Raw genomic sequence first — 19,455 nt, forward strand, 5'->3', positions numbered from 1 at the left:
GGATTTCATCCCTTCATCGCGAACCTGTGTGAACTGTCCTGTCTGCCTCGTCCGGGGCTGGGCCTCCGGACGGGGGCGTCGTCTACTTCGCGCCGTCCACGACCTTCCGCTCGTCGAGGGGGGCCTTGAGCCGCACCTTCGTGGTCTTCATGATCGCAATCGCGATGCAGACGGCGTCGGGCGAGCGCCGGTCCTGCCCCTCGTACAGGGTGACGGTGACCTCGCGCGCGGTCTCGGTCACCTCGACGCGGTCGAGCACGTTGCAGGGCTCCACTCCGGACCACCACGCGACGTCGAGGGCCCTGCCGTCCTCCGTGGGGGTGGCGCTCTCCCACGGCACCTTGCGCGGGTTCAGGGTGGGGCCGGCCGGGGTCACGGGAGACGGTGCCGTGCCGGCCGGCGAGGCCGGTGCGGGTGAGCTGTGATCGGCCCCGGCGCCGGAGGGGGAGCCCTCGGGCTGCTCGGGTGATGCCGAGGTGGAGGAGGTCCCTCCGCAGGCGACCGCCAGGAAGAGGAGGGCCACGAGCCAGAGCTTTCTCATGCCCCTTACACGGCTGTGAAGAGCCCCCGGTTCGACTGGCGGGCTGCGCGTTGACGCACCCCCGTCGAGGCTCTAATTTCAACGCATGATGAATTTATCGGATCCCGCGATCGCCGTACGGGATCTGCGGGTGGCCAGGGGCGGGGCGGAGGTCCTGCACGGCCTCACCTTCGAGGTGCCGCGAGGGCAGGTCACCGGCCTGCTCGGGCCGAGTGGCTGCGGCAAGACGACGCTCATGCGGGCGATCGTGGGCGTCCAGATCGTGTCCGGCGGCGAGGTGAGGGTGCTCGGCGAGCCGGCCGGGAGTGCGGGCCTGCGCCGCAGGATCGGCTACTCGACACAGAGCCCGGCGGTCTACCGGGACCTGACCGTGCTGGAGAACCTGCGCTACTTCGCCGCCGTGCTCGGCGCGCCGAAGGACGACCCCGAGCGGGTGCTGGCGGAGGTGGGGCTCGCCGGCGCCGCCCACCAGCTCGGGTCCACGCTCTCCGGTGGCCAGCTGGGCCGCGCAGGGCTCGCCGTGGCCCTGCTCGGCCGTCCGGAACTGCTCGTGCTGGACGAGCCGACGGTTGGGCTCGACCCCGTGCTGCGGCAGGAGCTGTGGACGCTCTTCCACCGCCTGGCCGAGGGCGGCACCACGATCCTGGTCTCCAGTCACGTCATGGACGAGGCCGCGCGGTGCGAGCGGCTGATCGTGCTGCGCCAGGGGGAGATCCTCACCGACGACACCCCCGGCGCCCTGCGCGCGCACACGGGCACGACCGACCTGGAGGAGGCGTTCCTGCGCCTGATCGAGGAGAGGGCGGCGGCATGAGTTTCGCGATCACCCTCGCCACCGCGAGGCGGATCATGACCCAGCTCCGCCACGACCGGCGGACGGTCGCGCTGATGGTCCTGGTGCCGACGCTGGTGATGATCCTGCTCTATTACGTGATGGACGACGAGCGGTCGTTCGGCCGCTGGGCGCCGATCCTGCTGTGCGTCTTCCCCTTTCTGGTGATGTTCCTCATCACCTCGATCGCGACCCTGCGCGAGCGCACGTCGGGCACGCTGGAGCGGCTCATGGCGATGCCGCTCGGCCGGCTCGACCTCCTCCTCGGGTATGGCCTCGCGTTCGGGCTGGCGGCGTGTGCCCAGGTGGCGCTGGCGCTGGCCGTCTCCCTCACCTGGCTGGGCCTGGACCTGCCGGGCCCGCTGTGGCCGCTGGTGCTCGTCGCCCTGCTCAACGCCCTGCTCGGCACCGCGCTCGGCCTGCTGTGCAGCGCGTTCGCCCGTACGGAGTTCCAGGCCGTGCAGTTCATGCCGCTCGTGATGATCCCCCAGATCCTTCTCGGCGGGATCCTCGTGCCGCGTGGGCAGATGGCGACCGTGCTGGAATGGATCTCGGACGTGCTGCCCATGTCGTACGCGATCGAGGCGATGGCGCACGCGGTCGCGGACGCCGACCCGGGCGGCGAGTTCTGGCGCGACGTCGTCGTGGTGGCGGGGTCGGCCGTGCTGGCCCTTCTGCTCGGCGCCGCCACGCTGCGTCGCCGAACCTCCTGAGTGAACCCTCTGAGTGCCGCCGTACGCCGTGGGCAGGGGCTCAGCGCGTTCGGCGGCGCCAGGCCGAGGGACTGACCCCGTGGGCGCGCTTGAACGCCACGCTGAAGGCGAACGCGTCCGCGTAGCCGACCTCGCGGGCCACGGCGGCGACGGTGGCATCGGTGTCGCCGAGCAGATCGGCTCCCAGGGTCATCCGCCAGCCGGTGAGGTAGGTGAGCGGGGGCTCGCCCACCATGCCCATGAAGCGCGCGGCGAAAGCGGCGCGGGACATGCCGACCCCGGCGGCCAGCTCGGCGACCGTCCACCGATGAGCGGGACGGCCGTGCAACAGGCGCAGCGCCTCGCCGACGGCGGGATCGGCCAGCGCCCGGTGCCAGGAGGGGAGCGGAGCCTCCGGTCCGGCGCACCAGGCCCGCAACGCCAGCACGAGCACGAGGTCGAGCAGCCGGTGGAGGACGGCGTCCTGGCCCGGTTCGTCGTGGGCGACCTCGGTGGCGAGCAGATCCAGGGCCGCCCGGGTGCGCGGCCCGGCCGGCACGACCGCCAGCGGCGGCAGCATGCGCAGCAGCCGGACGCCGGCCTCGCCGCGCAGTTCGCAGGCGCCCCTGAGCATGATCGTGGCCCCGGGCAGGCCGTCGCCGTAGGTGCGCGGGCCCAGACTCCGCTGCACGGCCGCCCCCACCCCGGCCGCCCCGACCCCGGCCGCCCCCTCGCCTCCGCCGACGACGTGTTTCCTGTCCCCGTGGATCACGGCCTGCGGCGGGGTGGCCGGACTGTCGGCGATCGTGTGCGCGTGTGCGCCGCCGATGAGGGCGATGTCACCGGGCGCCAGGCGCGCCGGGGCGACACCGGCGTCGTCGAGCCGGACCGACGCGTGGCCGCCGAGCGCGGCCACGACGGTGAGAGGAGGGGCACCGGTGAAGGCCAGCGCCCACGGTGGCCGCTGGATCAACTGCCTGACCAGAGCGTTCCTGGCGTGAGCCCGGTGGAGCAGATCGCTCAGCACGTCCATGCCGTGACGGTAGACGATCACAAATGGATGGACGACGTTCTCCCATGGATCGTCTGCGCTTCCCCCGGTTTCCTGGAGGGCATGGAGAAGATTCTCGTTCTCGGCGGCACCGGCAAAACGGGTCGCCGCGTCGTCCGGCACCTGAAGGCCGCCGGCATGCCGGTGAGCGCGGCGTCCCGCACCGGCGGGGACGTCGCCTTCGATCTGGGCAGACCGGAGACCTGGGCTCGCGCGCTCGACGGGGCCGCCGCCGTCTACATCGTCGAGCCCGACCTGCGGCCGGGCCTGGACCGCCGGGCGCGCGTCCCCGCTCTCGTGGCCGAGGCGGTGGCCGCGGGCGCGCGGCGGCTGGTGCTGCTGTCCGCCCACGGCGTGGGCGAGGCCGGTGACGATCACCCTCTGAAGTCCGCGGAGCAGGCCGTGCGCGAGTCGGGCGTCGGCTGGACCCTCCTGCGACCCGACTGGTTCTCGCAGAACTTCAGCGAGGCCTTCTGGCGGCAGGGGATCCTCGCCGGAACCCTGGCCCTGCCCACCGGCGACGGACGCACCCCCTTCGTCGACGCCGAGGACATCGCCGAGGTCGCGGCGGCGGCGCTGACGGACGAGCGCCACAGCGGCCGGATCTACTATCTGACCGGCCCGCGGGCCATCGCCTTCGGAGAGGCGGCCGACCTCATCGGCAGGGCCACGGGGCGTACGATCCGGCACGTCGACGTCGATCCCGAGGTCTTCGTGGAGCGCCAGGTCGCGAACGGCGTTCCGTCCGACGTCGCGCGGCTGCTCACCGGCCTCCTCGTGAACATCCGCGACGGGCGGGGCGCCGCGCCCTCCGACGGCGTGGAACACGCCCTCGGCCGGCCGCCCAGGAGGTTCGAGGACTACGTCGCCGAGGCCGCCGCCGCAGGACACTGGAACTGACCCTTTCCGCCGACGCGTGGGCAGCGCGTTCGGCTCCGTCCGGCAGGGTCGGTAAGCTGCGGGGAGATCCCGGCCAAGCCCAGAAGAGGTGCAGGAATGATCGCGATTCTCGGGACCGGAAAGATGGGCGAGGCCCTGCTCTCCGGGCTGGTACGCGCCGGTCTGCGGCCGGACGAGATCGTGGCGACGGCCCGCAGGCCCGAGCGGGCCGAGGCGCTGCGCGAGCGGTACGGCGTGCGGGTCGCGAGCAACGCCGAGGCCGCCAAGCTGGCCGACACCCTGATCCTCGCGGTCAAGCCGCAGGACATGGGCGCGCTGCTGACCGAGATCTCCCCGCATGTGGCCGCCGACCGGCTGGTGATCTCGGTGGCGGCCGGCATCACGACCGCGTTCGTGGAGGCGAGGCTCGGGGACGGCGTGGCGGTCGTCCGGGTCATGTCCAACACGCCCGTCCTGGTGGACGAGGCCATGAGCGTCATCTCGGCCGGGGCGCACGCCTCCGAGGAGCACCTCAAGCGCACCGAGGAACTGCTCAACCCGGTGGGCAAGGTGCTGCGCATCCCCGAGTCGCAGCAGGACGCCGCCACCGCCCTGTCCGGCAGCGGCCCGGCGTACTTCTTCTACCTGGTCGAGGCCATGGTCGACGCCGGGATCCTGCTGGGCATGCCGCGCGCCGCCGCCCTCGACATGGTCACCCAGTCGATCGTCGGCGCCGCGATCATGCTGCGCGACTCCGGGGAGCACCCGGTGATCCTGCGCGAGGCCGTGACCTCGCCGGGAGGCACCACGATCTCCGCCATCGCCGAGCTGGAGCGCCACAAGGTGCGGGCCGCGTTCCTCGACGCCATCGAGGCGGCCTGCGAGCGCAGCCGCCGTCTCGCCGCCGGCTGACACAAGACGCTCACCCCGGTTCGCGGACAGTGCCCCGGTTGCCGCGCTGATGCCCTGTGCTGACCGGTATTCCCTGTGCCGACCGCATTCCCGGGACGGCGGATGACCATCGCTTTACGATTGGCGGGTGACGTCTCGTCGCGGGGTCGTCCCGCTGCTCGCCGTCCTGCTCGCCGCCGGGTGCACGTCCTCAGAACCACAAAGAGCGCCGGTGGCCGTGGTCACCAGAACCACCGTCAGCGAGGTCGTCGAGGCCCCGGCGACGGTGGGCGCGCGTGCGACGGCGACCCTGACCGCCCCCGCCTCCGGCACGGTCGCCCGCCTGTACGTCCAGGACGGCGACACGGTGAAGAAGGGCCAGATCCTCGCCAGGATCAGCTCTCCCCAGGCCAGGCAGCAGCTTTCTGCCGCACGGAAGGCCGACAGGCAGGCCGCCCGTCCGGTCTCCTTCGGCGGCGCGGGCGGCGCCCCGGTGAGCGTACGGCTGCCGCGCCCGCGGCTGCCGAGCTCGCTCGACGCGCACGTCGCCCGGTCGTTCGCCCAGGCCAGGAAGGCGGCCAGGTCGATCGGCGACCATGCGGCCAGGGCGCGGCTGCTGGCCGCCATCGACGCCGCGGACAAGCGTCAGCGGGCCCAGCGGCGGGCGCTCGGCGAGGTGCTCGACGGGCTGACCCGCTCGCTCGACCAGACGCTGTCGCAGGTGAGCGGCCAGGTGAGCGCGGGGATGAGCGGGCTGAGCGCGTCCATGGCGTCCCTGCGGGCCGCGTCGAGGTCGCAGTCCAGGGCGGCCGTGCACGCGGCCGAGCAGACCGTGGACGCCCTGGTCGTCAGGGCGCCGTTCGGCGGCGTGGTCACGCTCGGCGGCGCGTCCCCGGCGGCGGGCGCGGCCGGCCTCGGCGCGCTGGTCTCGCAGCTGCCGGCGGGGCTGGCGAGTCAGGCGGGAGCCGCGGCGGCCGCTCCCGCGGGCCGTTCCGGCGGGACGATCGCCACCGGGGTCCCGGTGGCCGCAGGGGATCCGATCGTCACGGTGACCGACGTGTCGGTGCTCACGTTGTCCGCCGACGTGGACGAGACCGATGTGCTGCTGGTGCGCAGGGGCACATCGGCCGAGGTCGAGTTCGACGCGGTGACCGGCGCGACGTACACCGGCAGCGTGACGGGCGTGGGGGTCACCCCCAAGGAGGGCGCGACCGGCGGGGTCAGCTATCCCGTGCGGCTGCGCCTGGGCCGGGGCGCCTATGACGACGGGAGTGCGGCCCCCGCGCCCAAGCCGGGGATGAGCGCCGTGGTGCGGCTGGCCGTACGCCGGTCGGAGAACGCCACCGCCGTGCCCGCGTCGGCGATCGTGACGAGCGGCCGGGAGACGATCGTGTGGGCGGTGCGCGGCGGCAGGGCCGAGCGGCGGGTCGTCCGGCTGGGCGCGCAGGGCGACGCGGTCGTGGAGATCCTCAGCGGGGTGTCCCCCGGTGAGCGGGTGGTCGTCAAGGGCGCCGACGCCGTACGCCCCGGCCAGTCGCTGTCGTGAGCCGCGACGAGCGTGCCGGCGGGCCCGCCACAGCGGCGACGCCGGGGGCGACCGGCGCACCCGTCCCGGCGTTCGAGGCGATCAGCCTCACCCGCTCCTACCGCCTGGACGGCGGGGTGCTGGTCGACGCGCTGCGCGGGGTGAGCCTGCGCATCGGGCAGGGGGAGTTCGCGGCGATCGTGGGCCCGTCCGGCTCGGGCAAGTCCACGCTGATGCACCTGCTCGGCTGCCTCGACCGGCCGACCTCCGGCACGCTGCGGGTGAACGGGGTGGACGTGGCGACGCTCGACGACGCCGGACTGGCCGATCTGCGCAACCGCACGATCGGCTTCGTGTTCCAGTCCTTCCATCTGCTGGCCCGCACGTCCGCGCTCGACAACGTGGCGCTGCCGCTGGTCTACCGGGGCGTGTCCCGCGCCGAGCGCAGGGAGCGGGCCAGGGCGGCGCTGGAGGCGGTCGGGCTCGGCCACCGGCTCACGCACCGGCCGTCCCAGATGTCCGGCGGCGAGCAGCAGCGGGTGGCGATCGCCCGGGCGCTGGTGGGCGATCCTCGGGTGCTGCTGGCCGACGAGCCCACCGGCAACCTCGACACCCGCAACGGCGAGGAGGTGATGGGCCTGCTCGAACGGCTCAACGCGGGCGGCGTCGCCGTCGTCCTCGTCACCCACGACGCCGAGGTCGCCGCCCGGGCCCGCCGCCAGATCCGCGTACGCGACGGCCGGATCGAGCGCGACACATGAGGACCGCCGAGGCGCTGCGAATGGCGGTGGAGGCGCTGCGGGTCAACCGGCTGCGCAGCATGCTGACCATGCTCGGCGTGATCATCGGCGTGCTCTCGGTCGTGATCCTCGTCGCCATCGGCACCGGGGCCAAGAACGCCGTGGAAAAGGAGATCGCGGGGCTCGGCAGCAACATCATCCTCGTGGTCCCCGGCCAGGTGGGGCTGGGCGCGGCCCCCACGCAGAGCCGCCTCGACCTGGCGGACGTCGCGTACGTGCGGCGCGTGGTCGGCGACCCGTCGAAGGTGACGGTCGCGGTGAACTCCGGCGAGCCGGTCCGGGTGGGCCGCGTGGAGGTGTTCGCCACGCTCACCGGGACCGACGAGAACATGCCCCACGTCTTCGACCGGCCGCTGCGCCGGGGCCGCTATCTCACCGAGACCGACGTGGACACGCGGCGGCGCGTGGTGATCCTCGGCTCGGAGGTCGCGGCCAAGCTGTTCGGGGACGTCGATCCGATCGGCCGCCAGGTCACGATCGCGGGGGTGCGGTTCCGGGTGATCGGCGTCTACGAGACCGTCGGATCCACGTTCGGGGTGGCGCGGGACCAGGAGGTGCACCTGCCGGTCACCACCGCCCAGCGGCTGATCGGGCTGCCGCGGATCAACGGCATCGCCGTCGGCGCCTCCGGCCCGGACGAGATCGAACCGCTGCGACGGCGGGTCGTGGCCGCGCTGGACGCCCGCTACCCGGGCGAGACGTTCTCGGCCGTCACGCAGACCCAGCTCCTCGGCACGATCGGCACGGTCCTCGGCATGCTGACCGGCGTGCTGGCCGCCATCGCGGGGATCTCCCTGCTGGTCGGCGGCGTCGGGGTGTCCAACATCATGCTGGTCAGCGTCAGGGAGCGCACCAAGGAGATCGGCCTGCGCAAGGCACTCGGCGCGCGGGGCCGCGACATCCTCGGCCAGTTCCTCATCGAGGCCGTGCTGCTGACCACGATCGGCGGTGTGATCGGCATCCTCACCGGAGTCGGCGGGGCGCTGCTGATCCAGGCGGTCTCGCCGGTGCCCGCGTCGATCACCTGGTGGTCGATCGTGCTCGCCTTCGGGGTCTCCGCGGCCGTCGGCGTCTTCTTCGGCGTCGCCCCCGCCCGGCGGGCGGCCAGGCTCGACCCGGTCGTCGCGCTGCGTACGGACTGAAAGGGGTACGGACTGAACGGGGTACGGACTGATCGGGCGTGTGACGCCCGGGTGAACGCCGGTGACGACCCGTGCGGTACCGTCGCGGCATGAGTCAGGCGGTGCGGGTCGTCTGGGACGACGCTCTGGTTTCGTACGACTTCGGGCCCGGACATCCGCTCGCGCCCGTACGCGTGGAACTCACCATGGCGCTCGCCCGCGACCTGGGCGTGCTCGACGGCGCCGAGATGACCGGCTGCGTCCCCGCCACCGAGGACGAGATCGCGCTGGTGCACAACCGGGACTACATCGAGGCGGTCAAGAACGTCTCCAAGGACGGCCGCCCTGACATACGCTACGGGCTCGGCACCGAGGACAACCCCGCCTTCGTGGGCGTGCACGAGGCGTCCGCCCTGGTCACCGGCGCGTCACTGGCCGCAGCCAGGGCGGTGTGGACGGGCGAGGCCGAGCACGCGATCAACGTCGCGGGCGGGCTGCACCACGCCATGCCCGGCGCCGCCAGCGGCTTCTGCGTCTACAACGACCCGGCGGTCGCCATCGCGTGGCTGCTGTCGCAGGGCGCGACGAGGATCGCGTACGTGGACGTGGACGTGCACCACGGCGACGGCGTGCAGGCGGCGTTCTACGACGATCCGAGGGTGCTCACGATCAGCCTGCACGAGAGCCCGCGCACCCTGTTCCCCGGCACCGGTTTCCCGCAGGAGACGGGCGCGGAGGGCACCGCGGTCAACGTGGCGCTGCCGGCCGGATGCGGCGACACCGGGTGGCTGCGCGCCTTCCACGCGGTGGTCCCACCGCTGCTGCGCGCCTTCGCGCCGCAGATCCTGGTCACCCAGCAGGGCTGCGACAGCCACGCCCTCGACCCGCTGGCCCATCTCATGCTGAGCCTGGACGGGCAGCGCACGGCCTACGCCGCGCTGCACCGGCTGGCCCACGAGACCGCCGGCGGCCGGTGGATCGCGGTGGGCGGCGGGGGATACGAACTGGTGCAGGTCGTGCCGCGGGCGTGGACGCATCTGATCGCCGAGACGCTGGGGCGCCCCGTCGAGCCGTCGACCGCCACACCCGCGACCTGGCGGACGTACGTGGAGGAGCGCACCGGGGAGATACCACCCCTGACGATGACCGACGGGCGACACCCGCAATGGCGGGACATCTCGGAAGGGTACGATCCAGCCGACGCCGTCGACCGGGCCGTCATCGCGACCAGGAAGGCGGTGTTCCCCTTCCACGGCCTGGACCCCATGCCCTGAGCAGTACGGAATCACGCCGAGCCGAGGAGCGCTGTACCTGTCGTGACCCCTCCCACCCGAGCCGAGTTGCGCGAACACCTCGTCCGGACCGCCATCGCGGGTGACGTGGCGACCAGCCGCGAGAACAACCTCGACCACTACCGGTCGCTCGCGCTGCGCGACCCGCACTACCTCTTCGGGCTCACCTTCGAGGGCGAGTGGTCCTACCGCGAGGTGCTGGCGCTCATGGCCGACAAGGCGGGGGTGACGGCCGATCCCGGCCACCGCGAGGGCCCCGACACCATCGACCCCGAGCGGACCATCGACGCCGTCGAGGAGATGGGCGAGCGGATCGCCAAGGTGCTGCGGCGCAGCGCGCCCCGGATCGTGCTGGCCACCGGTCACCCCACCGGCCTGCTCACCGTCCACCTCGCGCTGGCGCGGTTCCTCGCGAAGAACGGAGCGACCCTGCTCTTCCCGGCCGAGGGGTGGACGTACGTCGGCGGTCTCGGCCGCCGCAGGCGGATCCGCTACCTCGACGGCGTGGCGATGCTGGAGGACCGGGGCACGTTCGTGCACACCCACGAGGCGGCGCCGATGGAGGCGATGCTCGCCGAGGAGCGGCCCGACTTCGTGATCGCCGACCACGGCTGGGCGGGGGCCGCGGGCGAGGCCGGGGTCGAGACCGTGGGCTTCGCCGACAGCAACGACCCCGCGCTGTTCGTGGGCGAGGCCGAGGGGAAGATCGCCGTCACCGTTCCCCTGGATGACAATGTGCTTCCCCGCTTCTACGCTCCGTTGACGGCGTACCTGCTCGCCCGGGTCGCGCGCAGTCTCTGACTCCCCTTCCGGACCTCCCAAACCGGGCATTTCGCGCCCGTTTTTGCGCCTGTGTGTCGACCGTTTGCCAACTTTTTTGTGTGCCTGGGCGACTCTAATGTGAGAGAAGTTGGTCCGTTCCAAGATTGAGGCGAGGGGCACGGCCCGGCTGCTGCCAGCGACTTTCCCGATTTTGACGGCTCACGGCTCCGTTGACTGATGAAATGAGGGGTTTGCCTACTCGGAGTCCGGACTTACGCTGACGGCAGTACACGTGCGTGAGCAATGGCACCAGTGGGGATAACCCGGAAACACGTGCGGAAGAGGCGTCCGATGGGTGCAGGCGAAAGACCTCTCAGCGAGGTGAAGTTCTTGACGGTGGCCGAGGTGGCGACCGTCATGCGGGTGTCCAAGATGACCGTGTACCGGCTCGTGCACTCCGGGGAGTTACCGGCCATCCGTGTCGGCCGGTCCTTCAGAGTGCCCGAGCAGGCGGTCCACGACTACTTGCGGGACGCGTTCATCGAAGCAGGGTGAACCACGCAGGCGACCACGCTTGACGGCGGCGTGGCCGACTCCCGGCCGACGCGGGGTCCCCCGGGGGAGCGATCTACCACGGATCGCCGGTAGTCTGTTGAGCCGGTGTGCGCTCGCGCGCCGGTCTGACAGTCACACCTTCACCTGGGGGTCCCGTGGGCTCTGTGATCAAGAAGCGCCGCAAGCGCATGGCCAAGAAGAAGCACCGCAAGCTGCTGAAGAAGACCCGCATCCAGCGGCGCAACAAGAAGTAGCCGAGACGGAGCGCGCACCGGTCCTCAGGGACCGGGCGACCGTGAACACGCACACCCCCGGCGAGGCGTCGATGACTCGTACTGTGCTGGTCACCGGTGTCTCCGGTCACATCGGCGCTCGTGTGGCGATCGCGCTCGCGGCCGACCCGGAGATCGACCGGGTCATCGGCGTGGACACAGCGCCGCCGCCATCCCCTGCCGGGGAGGACGGCGCGGTGCTCGGCCGCACCGAGTTCGTCCGGGTCGCGTTGCGCAGTCCCGACCTGATCAAGGTCATCAGGGACGCCGACGTCGACACCGTCGTGCACCTCAGCCTGGTCAGCGGCCCCGGCGGCGGCCGGGTGAGTGGCACCGGCGGAGGTCGGCCGGCCATGAAGGAGCACAACGTCATCGGGACGATGCAGCTGCTCGCGGCATGTCAGCGCTCCGCCACGGTGCGCCGGGTGGTCGTGCGGTCCACCACGGCCGTGTACGGCTCCTCGCCGCACGCTCCCGCCGTGTTCACGGAGGACACCGAGCCCGTCGAGGTGTCGCACTCCGGGTACGCCAGGGACGCCACCGAGGTCGAGACGTACGTGCGGGGCTTCGCCCGGCGCCGGCCCGACGTGACGACGACGACGCTGCGGTTCGCCACCCTCATGGGGCCGCGCGTCGACTCGCCGCTGACGAGTTATTTCTCACAGCCGGTGCTGCCCACCGTGCTCGGCTTCGATCCCCGGCTGCAGTTCGTCCACGAGGACGACGCCGTCGAGGTGCTGTGCCGTACGGCGCGGGCCGACCACCCTGGCGTGTTCAACGTCGCGGGCGACGGCGTCCTGCTGCTGTCGCAGTGCGCGCGGCGCACGGGCCGGCCGGTGATCCCGATGCCGTCCCCCGCCTTCCGCTTCGTCAGCGGGCTCGCCCGGGGCGCGCGGCTGGTGGACTTCTCGCCCGAGCAGCTCGCGCTCATGAGCCACGGCCGGGCGGTGGACACCACCAGGCTCGCCGCCGAGCTCGGCTGGCGGCCGAAGTACAGCACGGCGGCGGCGTTCGACGACTTCCTCAGGTCGCGCGGCGGTCCCGGCGACCTGCCGCGCGCCCTGGTGGACTGGCTGGCCGACTTCGTAACGGGACGTTGATGGACGACTTCCAGGGCCGGCGTACGCACGAAAGCGCGGAGGGGAGCACGGCCGACGAGCGGCTCGCCGAGCTGTTCGCGTTCCTGCGGCGCAGGGTCACCGGCGAGTACGAGATCGACGAGTTCGGCTTCGACCCCGAGCTCAACGAGAAGGTGCTGCTGGAGGCGTTGCGCCCGCTCTACCGGCACTGGTTCAGGGCCGAGGCCCTCGGGCTCGGCAATGTGCCGGCCGACAGGGGCGCGCTGATCGTGGCCAACCACTCCGGCACGCTGCCCGTGGACGCGCTCATGCTGCAGGTCGCGGTGCACGACGAGCTGGGCAGGCCGCTGCGCCTGCTCGGGGCCCACCTGGTCTATCAGCTTCCCGTGCTCGGGCACCTGGCCCGCAAGTCCGGGCACACGCTCGCCTGCCCGGAGGACGCCGACCGGCTGCTGCGCAAGGGCGAGGTCGTCGGCGTCTTCCCCGAGGGCTTCAAGGGCATCGGCAAGCCCTTCTCCGAGCGTTACCGGCTCCAGCGGTTCGGCCGGGGCGGGTTCGTCGCGTCGGCGATCAGAGCCGGCGTGCCGATCGTCCCGTGCGCCATCGTGGGGGCGGAGGAGATCTACCCCAAGATCGGCGACATTCCCGCGCTCGCCCGGCTGCTCGGCCTGCCCTACCTGCCGATCACGCCGCTGTTCCCCTGGCTCGGGCCGCTCGGCCTGCTTCCGCTGCCGTCCAAGTGGCTGATCGAGTTCGGCGAGCCGATCCGGACCGACGAGTACGCCCCGGAGGAGGCCGACGACCCCATGCTGGTCTTCGACCTGACCGACCACGTCCGGGAGACGATGCAACGGCAGCTCGACGCGCTGCGGCTGCGCCGGGGCCCCGCGTTTCCCCCGATCGTGCTGTGACAGCACGCTTCCCGCAACTTATTGGGCTCGGAGTCTAACAAAGAGACCTACTGGTCGGTATGGTGTGCTCACCCTCACCCCCGGAGGAGCACCATGAGCAAGGGGCGGAACGCCGCCCTCGCCGGGCTCGCCCTCGGCCTGGCGATCGGCACCGCGCGACGCATCCAGACCAGGCGGGCGAAGGCCGCAGTGACTCCGGACGGCGCGTCCGGGCGCCGGACGACGGTCACGACCGACGACGGGGTCCGCCTGGCCGTGGAGATCGACGACCACCCCGATCCCCGCTGCGCCGTCGTCTTCGCGCACGGCTGGCTGATGAACCGGCAGTGCTGGCAGCTCCAGCGCGAGGCCCTGGCGGGCCTGGGCACGCTCGTCTTCTACGACCAGCGCGGGCACGGCGACTCCTCGGCCGGGGCGCTGGAGGCGTGCACGATCGACCGGCTGGGCGACGACCTGGCCGCCGTCATCGAGGCCGCCGTGCCGGAGGGACTGCCCGTCGTCCTCGTCGGCCACTCGATGGGCGGCATGACGATCATGGCGCTCGCGGACCGGCACCCCGCCCTGGTCGAGTCGCGGGTGGCCGGCGCGGCGCTGCTCAGCACCTCGTCCGGCGGGCTCGACGCCACCACCTTCGGCCTCCCCGGGCCGCTCGGGCGGCTGGCTCCCCGCGTCACGCCCCTGCTGTTCGAGAACATGCTGGCCCGCGCCGCGGTCATCGACGCGCGGCCCCGCGTGAAGGACTGGACGAACCTGCCGGTGACCCGGTACGTGGCCTTCGGCAAGGGGGCGAGCCGCCGGCACATCCGTCTGGTGAACGCGATGGCCGCGGCGACGCCGACGGAGGTCATGGTCGGGTTCTTCCGCGACTTCCGCGTGCACGACAAGTTCGCCGCGCTGCAGGCGCTCCAGCGGACGCAGACGCTGGTCATGGTGGGAGAGCGAGACCGGCTCACCCCGCTCGCCCACAGCCGCCGGATCGCCGAGGCGCTGCCCGGCGCCCGGTTCGTCCGGATCCCCGGCGCCGGGCACATGATCGGCTTCGAACGCCCCGAGCTGGTGAATCGAGAGCTGGCCGGCCTGATCGAGCGGGCCGCGCCGAGCCTCCCACCGGGCCGGTTCGCGGCCTGACCTCCGTTCAGGTGCGTGCCGGGCGGAGCCCCGGCCGCGCGGCCACGGGGGTGAGGTGTCCGGCCGCCTTGAGCGTGTGCAGGACGGGGGCCGTCTCCAGGGTGCGGATCTGGTCGAGCGTGCCGAGCTTGCGGGTGAGGTAGCGGTGCAGGTCGGCGGGGCCGGCGCAGAGCGCGTGGGCGAGCAGGTTGGTGGCGCCGGTGGTGGCCGCGACGACGGCGAGCTCGTCGTGCGTGGCCAGGGTGGCCGCGACCTGGTCCAGATGCGCAGGCGCGACGGCCATCCACAGCAGGGCCTGGGCGGTGACGCCGTAGCCGGCGACGTCGATCTCCACGTCGAAGAAGACGGCTCCGGCGGCGCGAAGCTCGGCCAGGCGGCGCGCCACGGTGGCCGGGGACCAGCCGGTGGCCGCGGCGAGTTCGGCGTAGCCGGCGCGGCCGTCGTGGCGCAGGGCGTCGATGAGGGCGCGGTCGCCGTCCGTCAGGCTCACCTGGTCGAGGTGACCGGTCGCGGGGGGTCTTGCGAGTGACCGTTGCTGCTCGTCGCTGAGGGTTCGCAGCCGTCCGCGCCAGGCGGTCGGACCGCCCAGATAGGTGTGGAGCAGCAGGTGCGCCGAGACGGCCGTGATCCCGGACGTGCGGGGGATGTCGTGCAGCAGCAGCGACCGTGACAGGCGGCTGTCGTCCGCCGTGTGGACGATCGCGAAGATCTCGGTGCCTCCGGAGGCCAGCTTGACCCAGGAGGTGTCGGGGCGCCGGGCCAGCGCGTACCCCAGGGTTTGAGACGCCGTGGGGGTCGTGGTGAGCCTCACCACCCACTGCGCCTGGCCGGTGCGGTCCTGCTCCGGCAGGCCGACGACGCGCAGCCCGGCCTCGGCGCGCAGCCGCCGGTAACGCCGCGTCACGGTCTGGGTGGACACGCCGAGGACCTCGGCGATCCGGCTGAACGGTGCTCGCCCGTCGACGTGCAGGGCATGGACGAGACCCCGCTCAAGTTCATCCAGCATCGACGGATTCTCTCGCCGTTTCGCCGTTGATGGAAGAAATCCGCAGATTCGGCTCTCTGGCTGGAACGTCCTATTCGTACGCCTCAGGCTGCTGCGTGCCCACGACGCGACCCGGAAGGACAAGTCATGCCCGTTTTGGAGGACGCCGTCGCCACGACGGCATATCGACGGCGGTGGGCGGCCCTGCTCGCGCTGCTGGTCGCCGAAGCGATGAACCTGCTGGACGCCACGATCACGACGGTGGTCGCGCCGGTGATCCACGGCGATTTCGGCGGCGCCGAGTCCGACATCCAGTGGTTCAGCGCCGCCTACACCCTGCCCTTCGCCGTGCTGCTGGTGCCCGGCGGCCGCCTGGGAGATCTCGTCGGCAGGAAGCGGGTGTTCGCGGCCGGGGTCGCCCTCTTCGCGCTGGCGTCGGCGATCTGCGCTTGCGCGACCGGTCCGGGAACGCTCATCACCACACGTGCGGTCCAGGGGGCGGCGGCCGCGCTCATCATTCCGCAGACCATCGGACTGATCCGCACCATGTTCGAGGGGGACGAACTGGCCAAGGCCATGGGGTCCATCGGGCCGGTGATGGGCCTGGCCGCCGTCTGCGGGCCCGTGCTCGGCGCGGTTCTCACCCGCGTCGACCTGTTCGGCCTGTCGTGGCGGGCGGCGTTCCTCGTCAACGTTCCCCTCGCCGCCGTCGTCCTGGCCGTCGCGCCGGCCCTGCGGGAGAGCAGGTCGCCGCACCCTCCCCGCATCGACCTGCCCGGCACAGGGCTGGCCGTGCTCGGCACCGGCCTGATCGTTTATCCCCTCATCCAGGGCGACGCCGCCGGCTGGCCCGCCTGGGTCTGGATCGCTCTCGCCGCGGGCGTCGTCGTCCTCGCGGTCCTGGGGTGGCACCAGCGTCACCGCGCCCGGCGGGGCCGCAGCCCGCTGATCGAACCGAGCCTGTTCCGCGACCGGGCCTTCCCGGCCGCGCTGGCGACCTCCACGCTGTTCTTCTCGGTGATGAACGGACTGATGGTGGCGATCGTCCTTCAGGTGCAGCTGGGGCTGGGCAGCGACGTCCTGACCGCCGGGCTCACCCTGCTCCCGTGGTCGGCCGCCATGGCCCTCGCCTCCTGGTACGCCGGCGCCCGTCTGGTGCCCCGCCACGGAGCGAAGATCATGTTGGTCGGGCTCGCCGCTCTGTTCGCCGGGCTGGTCTGCGCCGTCGCCGTCTACCGGGCCGCACCCGCCGACGGCTACCCCTGGCCCCTGCTCGCGGCGCTGTCGCTCAGTGGAGCAGGAAACGGCCTGTTCACCGTCCCGTTCTTCACCACGGCCCTGTCACGGGTGCGGGCGCACGAGACCGGTTCCGCCGCCGGCCTGCTCAACGCGGTCCAGCAGTTCGGCGGCACCCTCGGCGTCGCCGTTCTCGGCACCGCGTTCCTCCACAGGTTCACCGCGGACGTCCGGTCGCACGTGGACGCGGGCAGCGCGGCCCTGGGGGCGATCCAGCTCACGTTGTGGATCGCCGTGGCGCTCGTCGCCGTCACGGCCGTCACGACCGTGTTGATGGGCGTACGCGAGTCCTCCGCGCAGTCCGCGGGCCACTGACCGGGTGGTCAGAGAGCGAAGCGACAGCGTCAGAGAGCGGAGCGACGGCGTCAGAGAGCGGAGCGGTAGTGGCGGCGCAGGGCGATCCCGGCGGCGACGCCGCCCGCGATGGCCCCCGCGGTCGCGGCGATCGGCAGGCCGATCATCGTCGCCTTCCTGCCCGTGCGGAAGTCGCGGACCTCCCAGCCGTTCTCCCTGGCGTGCTCGCGCAGTTCGCTGTCGGGGTTGATGGCGTGTGGGCGCCCGACGAGGGAGAGCATCGGCAGGTCGTTGGCCGAGTCGCTGTAGGCCGAGCAACGGGCCAGGTCGAGGCCCTCGCGGCGCGCCAGCGCCCGGATGGCCTCGGCCTTGGCCGGGCCGTGCAGCAGGTCGCCGACGAGCCTTCCGGTGTAGGCGCCGTCGGCGGTCTCGGCGACCGTGCCGAGCGCGCCGGTGAGCCCGAGCCGCTGCGCGATGACCCGGGCCAGCTCCACCGGCGTGGCGGTGACCAGCCACACCCGCTGCCCGGCGTCCAGGTGCGCCTGGGCCAGCGCGCGGGTGCCCTGCCACACGCGGTCGGCCATCACGTCGTCGTAGATCTCCTCGCCCAGCCGGACGACCTCGTCCACCTTCAGCCCGGCGACGAAGGCGAGGGCCATCTCCTTGGCCTTGGCGATGTGCTCGGGGTTCTCGTTGCCCCGCACGCGAAACCACGCCTGCCCGAGCGCGAACTTCATGAGGTCATGGCTGGTGAACAGGCCGCGCGCCGCCAGCCCCCGGGCGAAGTGGTAGATCGAGGCACCGCGCATCATGGTGTTGTCGACGTCGAAGAACGCCGCCGCCGTGAGGTCGGGGACGACCTCGGGGACGGACACCGCCGCGGCGGCCGCCACCTCGCCGGCGATCTCCGCCTCTTCCCGCCGTCGCAATAGCCGCCTCATGACTCATCAGCTTAACCGCCGGAGAGTGTACGGAACGGGAGCGGGACATGACGTGTCAACGTCCGGAACCAGTGAACGAATCGATATAACTCAGGTATTGGTTGGCTTTGTCGCGATTTTCCCGGTCGAGCTTCGGCAGCAGCGGCTCCACGAGATGGCGCTGCTCACGGGCGAACTCGCGCGCATCGCCGTCGGCGCGCCCCTGCCGGGCGACGCGGCTCAGCGCGGCCCTGGTGGTCGTCTCCATGTCGTCGAGCGTCTGCCCGATGAGCCGGCGGCGCTCCGGGGTGGACCTGTCCACCAGTGAGGCGGTCTCGGCCGCCCGCTGCCGCGCCGCGACCATCTGTCGCTGCGCCAGCTCCTCCTCGTCGTACGCGAGGTCGAGCACCGTCGACTCCGCCATCCTCTTCAGCGGGTACAGCACCTCGCCGGGCACGGAGTGGTAGGTGCGCACACCGGTGCCGAACATCCCCGCCAGCAGCACGCAGAACACCAGCACGGGGCGCAGCCGTACGAGCAGGGGCCGGCGGGGCCGCGGGGGTGCGGCGGGGGGCACCGCGTGCTTTCCCGCCGCGTGCCTGCCCGCGGCGCGCTCGGCGGCGTGGGCCCGCATCAGCTCGGCCCGCAGCCCCTCGCGGAACTCCGGTCTCGGGCCGCCGCCCAGCAGGGAGCGGAGGCCGGCCACACGTGCGGCGACCCGGCGGGTGCGGGACGACGGCCGGCCGCGCAGCGGGAAGCGGCGACCGGCGTCCTTGCGGGTGCGGGACGACGACCGGCCGCCCGTGCGGCGCGAGGGTCGCCACCAGCCCATCACCGCTCCCGCCATCCCCCGCTTGACGCCAGCGGAGATCCGCTCGCGGGGCCTGGGAAGCGTTCGTCACCTCCCGGCCGGCCCGCGAGATCCGCCTGAAGATCCGACCTGCCACATGCCCAACGATGGGGTATGGGTAATGGTTACGGGGGTCTCAGCCGAGATCGTCGGGGAGCGCCCGGGCGAGCGCCCTGATCGCCCGGAACTGGAGCGCCTTGATCGCTCCGGACTTCTTGCCCATGATCACCGCCGTCTCCGCGAGCGACATCCCGTGCAGGAAGCGCAGGATCACGCATTCCTGCTGCTCCGCGCTGAGTTGCTTGATCGCCTGCATCACGCGCTCGTTGACCATGTTCGTGACGACCGCGTTCTCGGGGATGTGCGGGCCGTCCAGGGGCGTGTCGAGTATCTCGGCGGTGGTCACCTCGAGGCGGTTGCGGCCCGACTTGTAGTGGTCGGTGACGAGGTTGCGGGCGATCGTGACGAGCCAGGCGCCGAAGTCGCGGCCCTGCCAGGTGAACTCGGCGATGCCCCGCAGCGCCCGCAGGAACGTCTCGCTCGTCAGGTCCTCGGCCAGCGCGTGGCTGCCGACCCGGAAGTAGACGTACCGGTAGACCAGCTCCAGGTAGTGGTCGTAGAGCACGCCGAACGCCTCGCTGTCGCCGGTCTTGGCGCGCAGCACGAGGCTTCGCATCTCGTCGTGCTCGTGCTCGTGCTCGCGATCGGAGAGATCGGCGGAACGCGCGGGTTGCGCTGCTCCTGCTGCGACCGGAGGGGAAAGCCCGGCCAACGGCCAC

The 19,455-nt window shown here is 72.3% G+C and carries 21 protein-coding genes; 15 read left to right on the forward strand and 6 right to left on the reverse strand.

Going from position 1 to position 19,455, the window contains the following annotated elements:
• Nucleotides 1-82: 82 nt before the first annotated feature.
• Nucleotides 83-541, reverse strand: coding sequence for an RAD23 family protein (locus FH610_RS10205; protein WP_139574046.1), 459 nt, complete (start codon nt 539-541; stop codon nt 83-85).
• A gap of 85 nt (nt 542-626) precedes the next feature.
• Here FH610_RS10205 and FH610_RS10210 point away from each other — a divergent pair, with 85 nt between their 5' ends.
• Both FH610_RS10210 and FH610_RS10215 read left to right on the forward strand, forming a co-directional pair.
• Entirely contained in the window at nt 627-1,355 is a 729-nt protein-coding gene (locus FH610_RS10210) for an ABC transporter ATP-binding protein (protein WP_225898203.1), read from the forward strand.
• Nucleotides 1,352-2,086, forward strand: a complete 735-nt coding sequence (locus FH610_RS10215; protein WP_139574047.1) for an ABC transporter permease — start codon at nt 1,352-1,354, stop codon at nt 2,084-2,086. The genes FH610_RS10210 and FH610_RS10215 overlap by 4 nt, the downstream gene beginning before the upstream one ends.
• Before the next feature lie 40 nt (nt 2,087-2,126).
• Here the strand turns inward: FH610_RS10215 and FH610_RS10220 are convergent, their stop codons facing one another.
• The gene (locus tag FH610_RS10220; protein ID WP_139574048.1) at nt 2,127-3,098 is read right to left on the reverse strand and encodes an AraC family transcriptional regulator; all 972 of its coding nucleotides are present in this window, start codon (nt 3,096-3,098) and stop codon (nt 2,127-2,129) included.
• Nucleotides 3,099-3,125: 27 nt separating this feature from the next.
• Here FH610_RS10220 and FH610_RS10225 point away from each other — a divergent pair, with 27 nt between their 5' ends.
• The 12 genes from FH610_RS10225 (at nt 3,126) to FH610_RS10280 (ending at nt 14,331) form a co-directional block, all read left to right on the forward strand.
• The gene (locus FH610_RS10225; protein WP_240808872.1) at nt 3,126-4,016 is read left to right on the forward strand and encodes an NAD(P)H-binding protein; all 891 of its coding nucleotides are present in this window, start codon (nt 3,126-3,128) and stop codon (nt 4,014-4,016) included.
• 96 nt (nt 4,017-4,112) lie between these two features.
• Nucleotides 4,113-4,907 carry a pyrroline-5-carboxylate reductase gene (proC, locus tag FH610_RS10230; protein ID WP_139574049.1) on the forward strand — a complete coding sequence of 265 codons (795 nt, stop codon included), beginning with the start codon at nt 4,113-4,115 and terminating at the stop codon, nt 4,905-4,907.
• Between the two features lie 127 nt (nt 4,908-5,034).
• Nucleotides 5,035-6,432, forward strand: coding sequence for an efflux RND transporter periplasmic adaptor subunit (locus FH610_RS10235; protein ID WP_139574050.1), 1,398 nt, complete (start codon nt 5,035-5,037; stop codon nt 6,430-6,432).
• An 80-nt stretch (nt 6,433-6,512) separates the two neighbouring features.
• Nucleotides 6,513-7,172: an ABC transporter ATP-binding protein gene (locus FH610_RS10240; RefSeq protein WP_205825677.1), complete on the forward strand. Its 660-nt coding sequence runs from the start codon at nt 6,513-6,515 to the stop codon at nt 7,170-7,172.
• The gene (locus FH610_RS10245) at nt 7,169-8,353 is read left to right on the forward strand and encodes an ABC transporter permease (protein ID WP_139574052.1); all 1,185 of its coding nucleotides are present in this window, start codon (nt 7,169-7,171) and stop codon (nt 8,351-8,353) included. Before FH610_RS10240 ends, FH610_RS10245 begins: the two co-directional genes overlap by 4 nt.
• Nucleotides 8,354-8,442: 89 nt before the next feature.
• Entirely contained in the window at nt 8,443-9,606 is a 1,164-nt protein-coding gene (locus tag FH610_RS10250; RefSeq protein WP_139574053.1) for an acetoin utilization protein AcuC, read from the forward strand.
• Between the two features lie 42 nt (nt 9,607-9,648).
• Nucleotides 9,649-10,425 carry a phosphatase gene (locus FH610_RS10255; protein WP_139574054.1) on the forward strand — a complete coding sequence of 259 codons (777 nt, stop codon included), beginning with the start codon at nt 9,649-9,651 and terminating at the stop codon, nt 10,423-10,425.
• A gap of 312 nt (nt 10,426-10,737) precedes the next feature.
• The gene (locus FH610_RS10260) at nt 10,738-10,941 is read left to right on the forward strand and encodes a helix-turn-helix domain-containing protein (protein WP_030456159.1); all 204 of its coding nucleotides are present in this window, start codon (nt 10,738-10,740) and stop codon (nt 10,939-10,941) included.
• A 155-nt stretch (nt 10,942-11,096) separates the two neighbouring features.
• Nucleotides 11,097-11,195 (forward strand): 30S ribosomal protein bS22, encoded by a 99-nt coding sequence (locus FH610_RS10265; protein WP_018654693.1) that lies wholly within the window; start codon nt 11,097-11,099, stop codon nt 11,193-11,195.
• A 41-nt stretch (nt 11,196-11,236) separates the two neighbouring features.
• Nucleotides 11,237-12,313, forward strand: coding sequence for an NAD-dependent epimerase/dehydratase family protein (locus tag FH610_RS10270; RefSeq protein ID WP_420813670.1), 1,077 nt, complete (start codon nt 11,237-11,239; stop codon nt 12,311-12,313).
• Entirely contained in the window at nt 12,313-13,203 is an 891-nt protein-coding gene (locus tag FH610_RS10275) for a lysophospholipid acyltransferase family protein (RefSeq protein WP_139574055.1), read from the forward strand. Before FH610_RS10270 ends, FH610_RS10275 begins: the two co-directional genes overlap by 1 nt.
• 93 nt (nt 13,204-13,296) lie before the next feature.
• On the forward strand, nt 13,297-14,331 hold the full coding sequence (locus FH610_RS10280) for an alpha/beta fold hydrolase (protein ID WP_139574056.1): 1,035 nt from the start codon (nt 13,297-13,299) through the stop codon (nt 14,329-14,331).
• A gap of 7 nt (nt 14,332-14,338) precedes the next feature.
• On the opposite strand, the gene FH610_RS10285 is transcribed toward FH610_RS10280, so the two are convergent.
• Nucleotides 14,339-15,337, reverse strand: a complete 999-nt coding sequence (locus FH610_RS10285) for an Lrp/AsnC family transcriptional regulator (RefSeq protein ID WP_139574057.1) — start codon at nt 15,335-15,337, stop codon at nt 14,339-14,341.
• 126 nt (nt 15,338-15,463) lie between these two features.
• Here FH610_RS10285 and FH610_RS10290 point away from each other — a divergent pair, with 126 nt between their 5' ends.
• Nucleotides 15,464-16,927, forward strand: a complete 1,464-nt coding sequence (locus FH610_RS10290) for an MFS transporter (RefSeq protein ID WP_139574058.1) — start codon at nt 15,464-15,466, stop codon at nt 16,925-16,927.
• Between the two features lie 50 nt (nt 16,928-16,977).
• On the opposite strand, the gene FH610_RS10295 is transcribed toward FH610_RS10290, so the two are convergent.
• The 3 genes from FH610_RS10295 to FH610_RS10305 form a co-directional block, all read right to left on the reverse strand.
• A complete protein-coding gene (locus FH610_RS10295; RefSeq protein ID WP_139574059.1) occupies nt 16,978-17,847 on the reverse strand; it encodes an HAD family hydrolase in 870 nt (289 codons plus the stop codon).
• Between the two features lie 55 nt (nt 17,848-17,902).
• Complete coding sequence (locus FH610_RS10300; RefSeq protein WP_139574060.1) at nt 17,903-18,658, reverse strand: DUF5667 domain-containing protein; 756 nt, start codon at nt 18,656-18,658, stop codon at nt 17,903-17,905.
• 154 nt (nt 18,659-18,812) lie between these two features.
• Entirely contained in the window at nt 18,813-19,352 is a 540-nt protein-coding gene (locus FH610_RS10305; protein ID WP_240808873.1) for a sigma-70 family RNA polymerase sigma factor, read from the reverse strand.
• Nucleotides 19,353-19,455: the final 103 nt, after the last annotated feature.

Origin of the sequence: Microbispora catharanthi (assembly GCF_006334915.2) — a bacterium.
GTDB classification, from domain to species: Bacteria; Actinomycetota; Actinomycetes; order Streptosporangiales; family Streptosporangiaceae; genus Microbispora; species Microbispora catharanthi.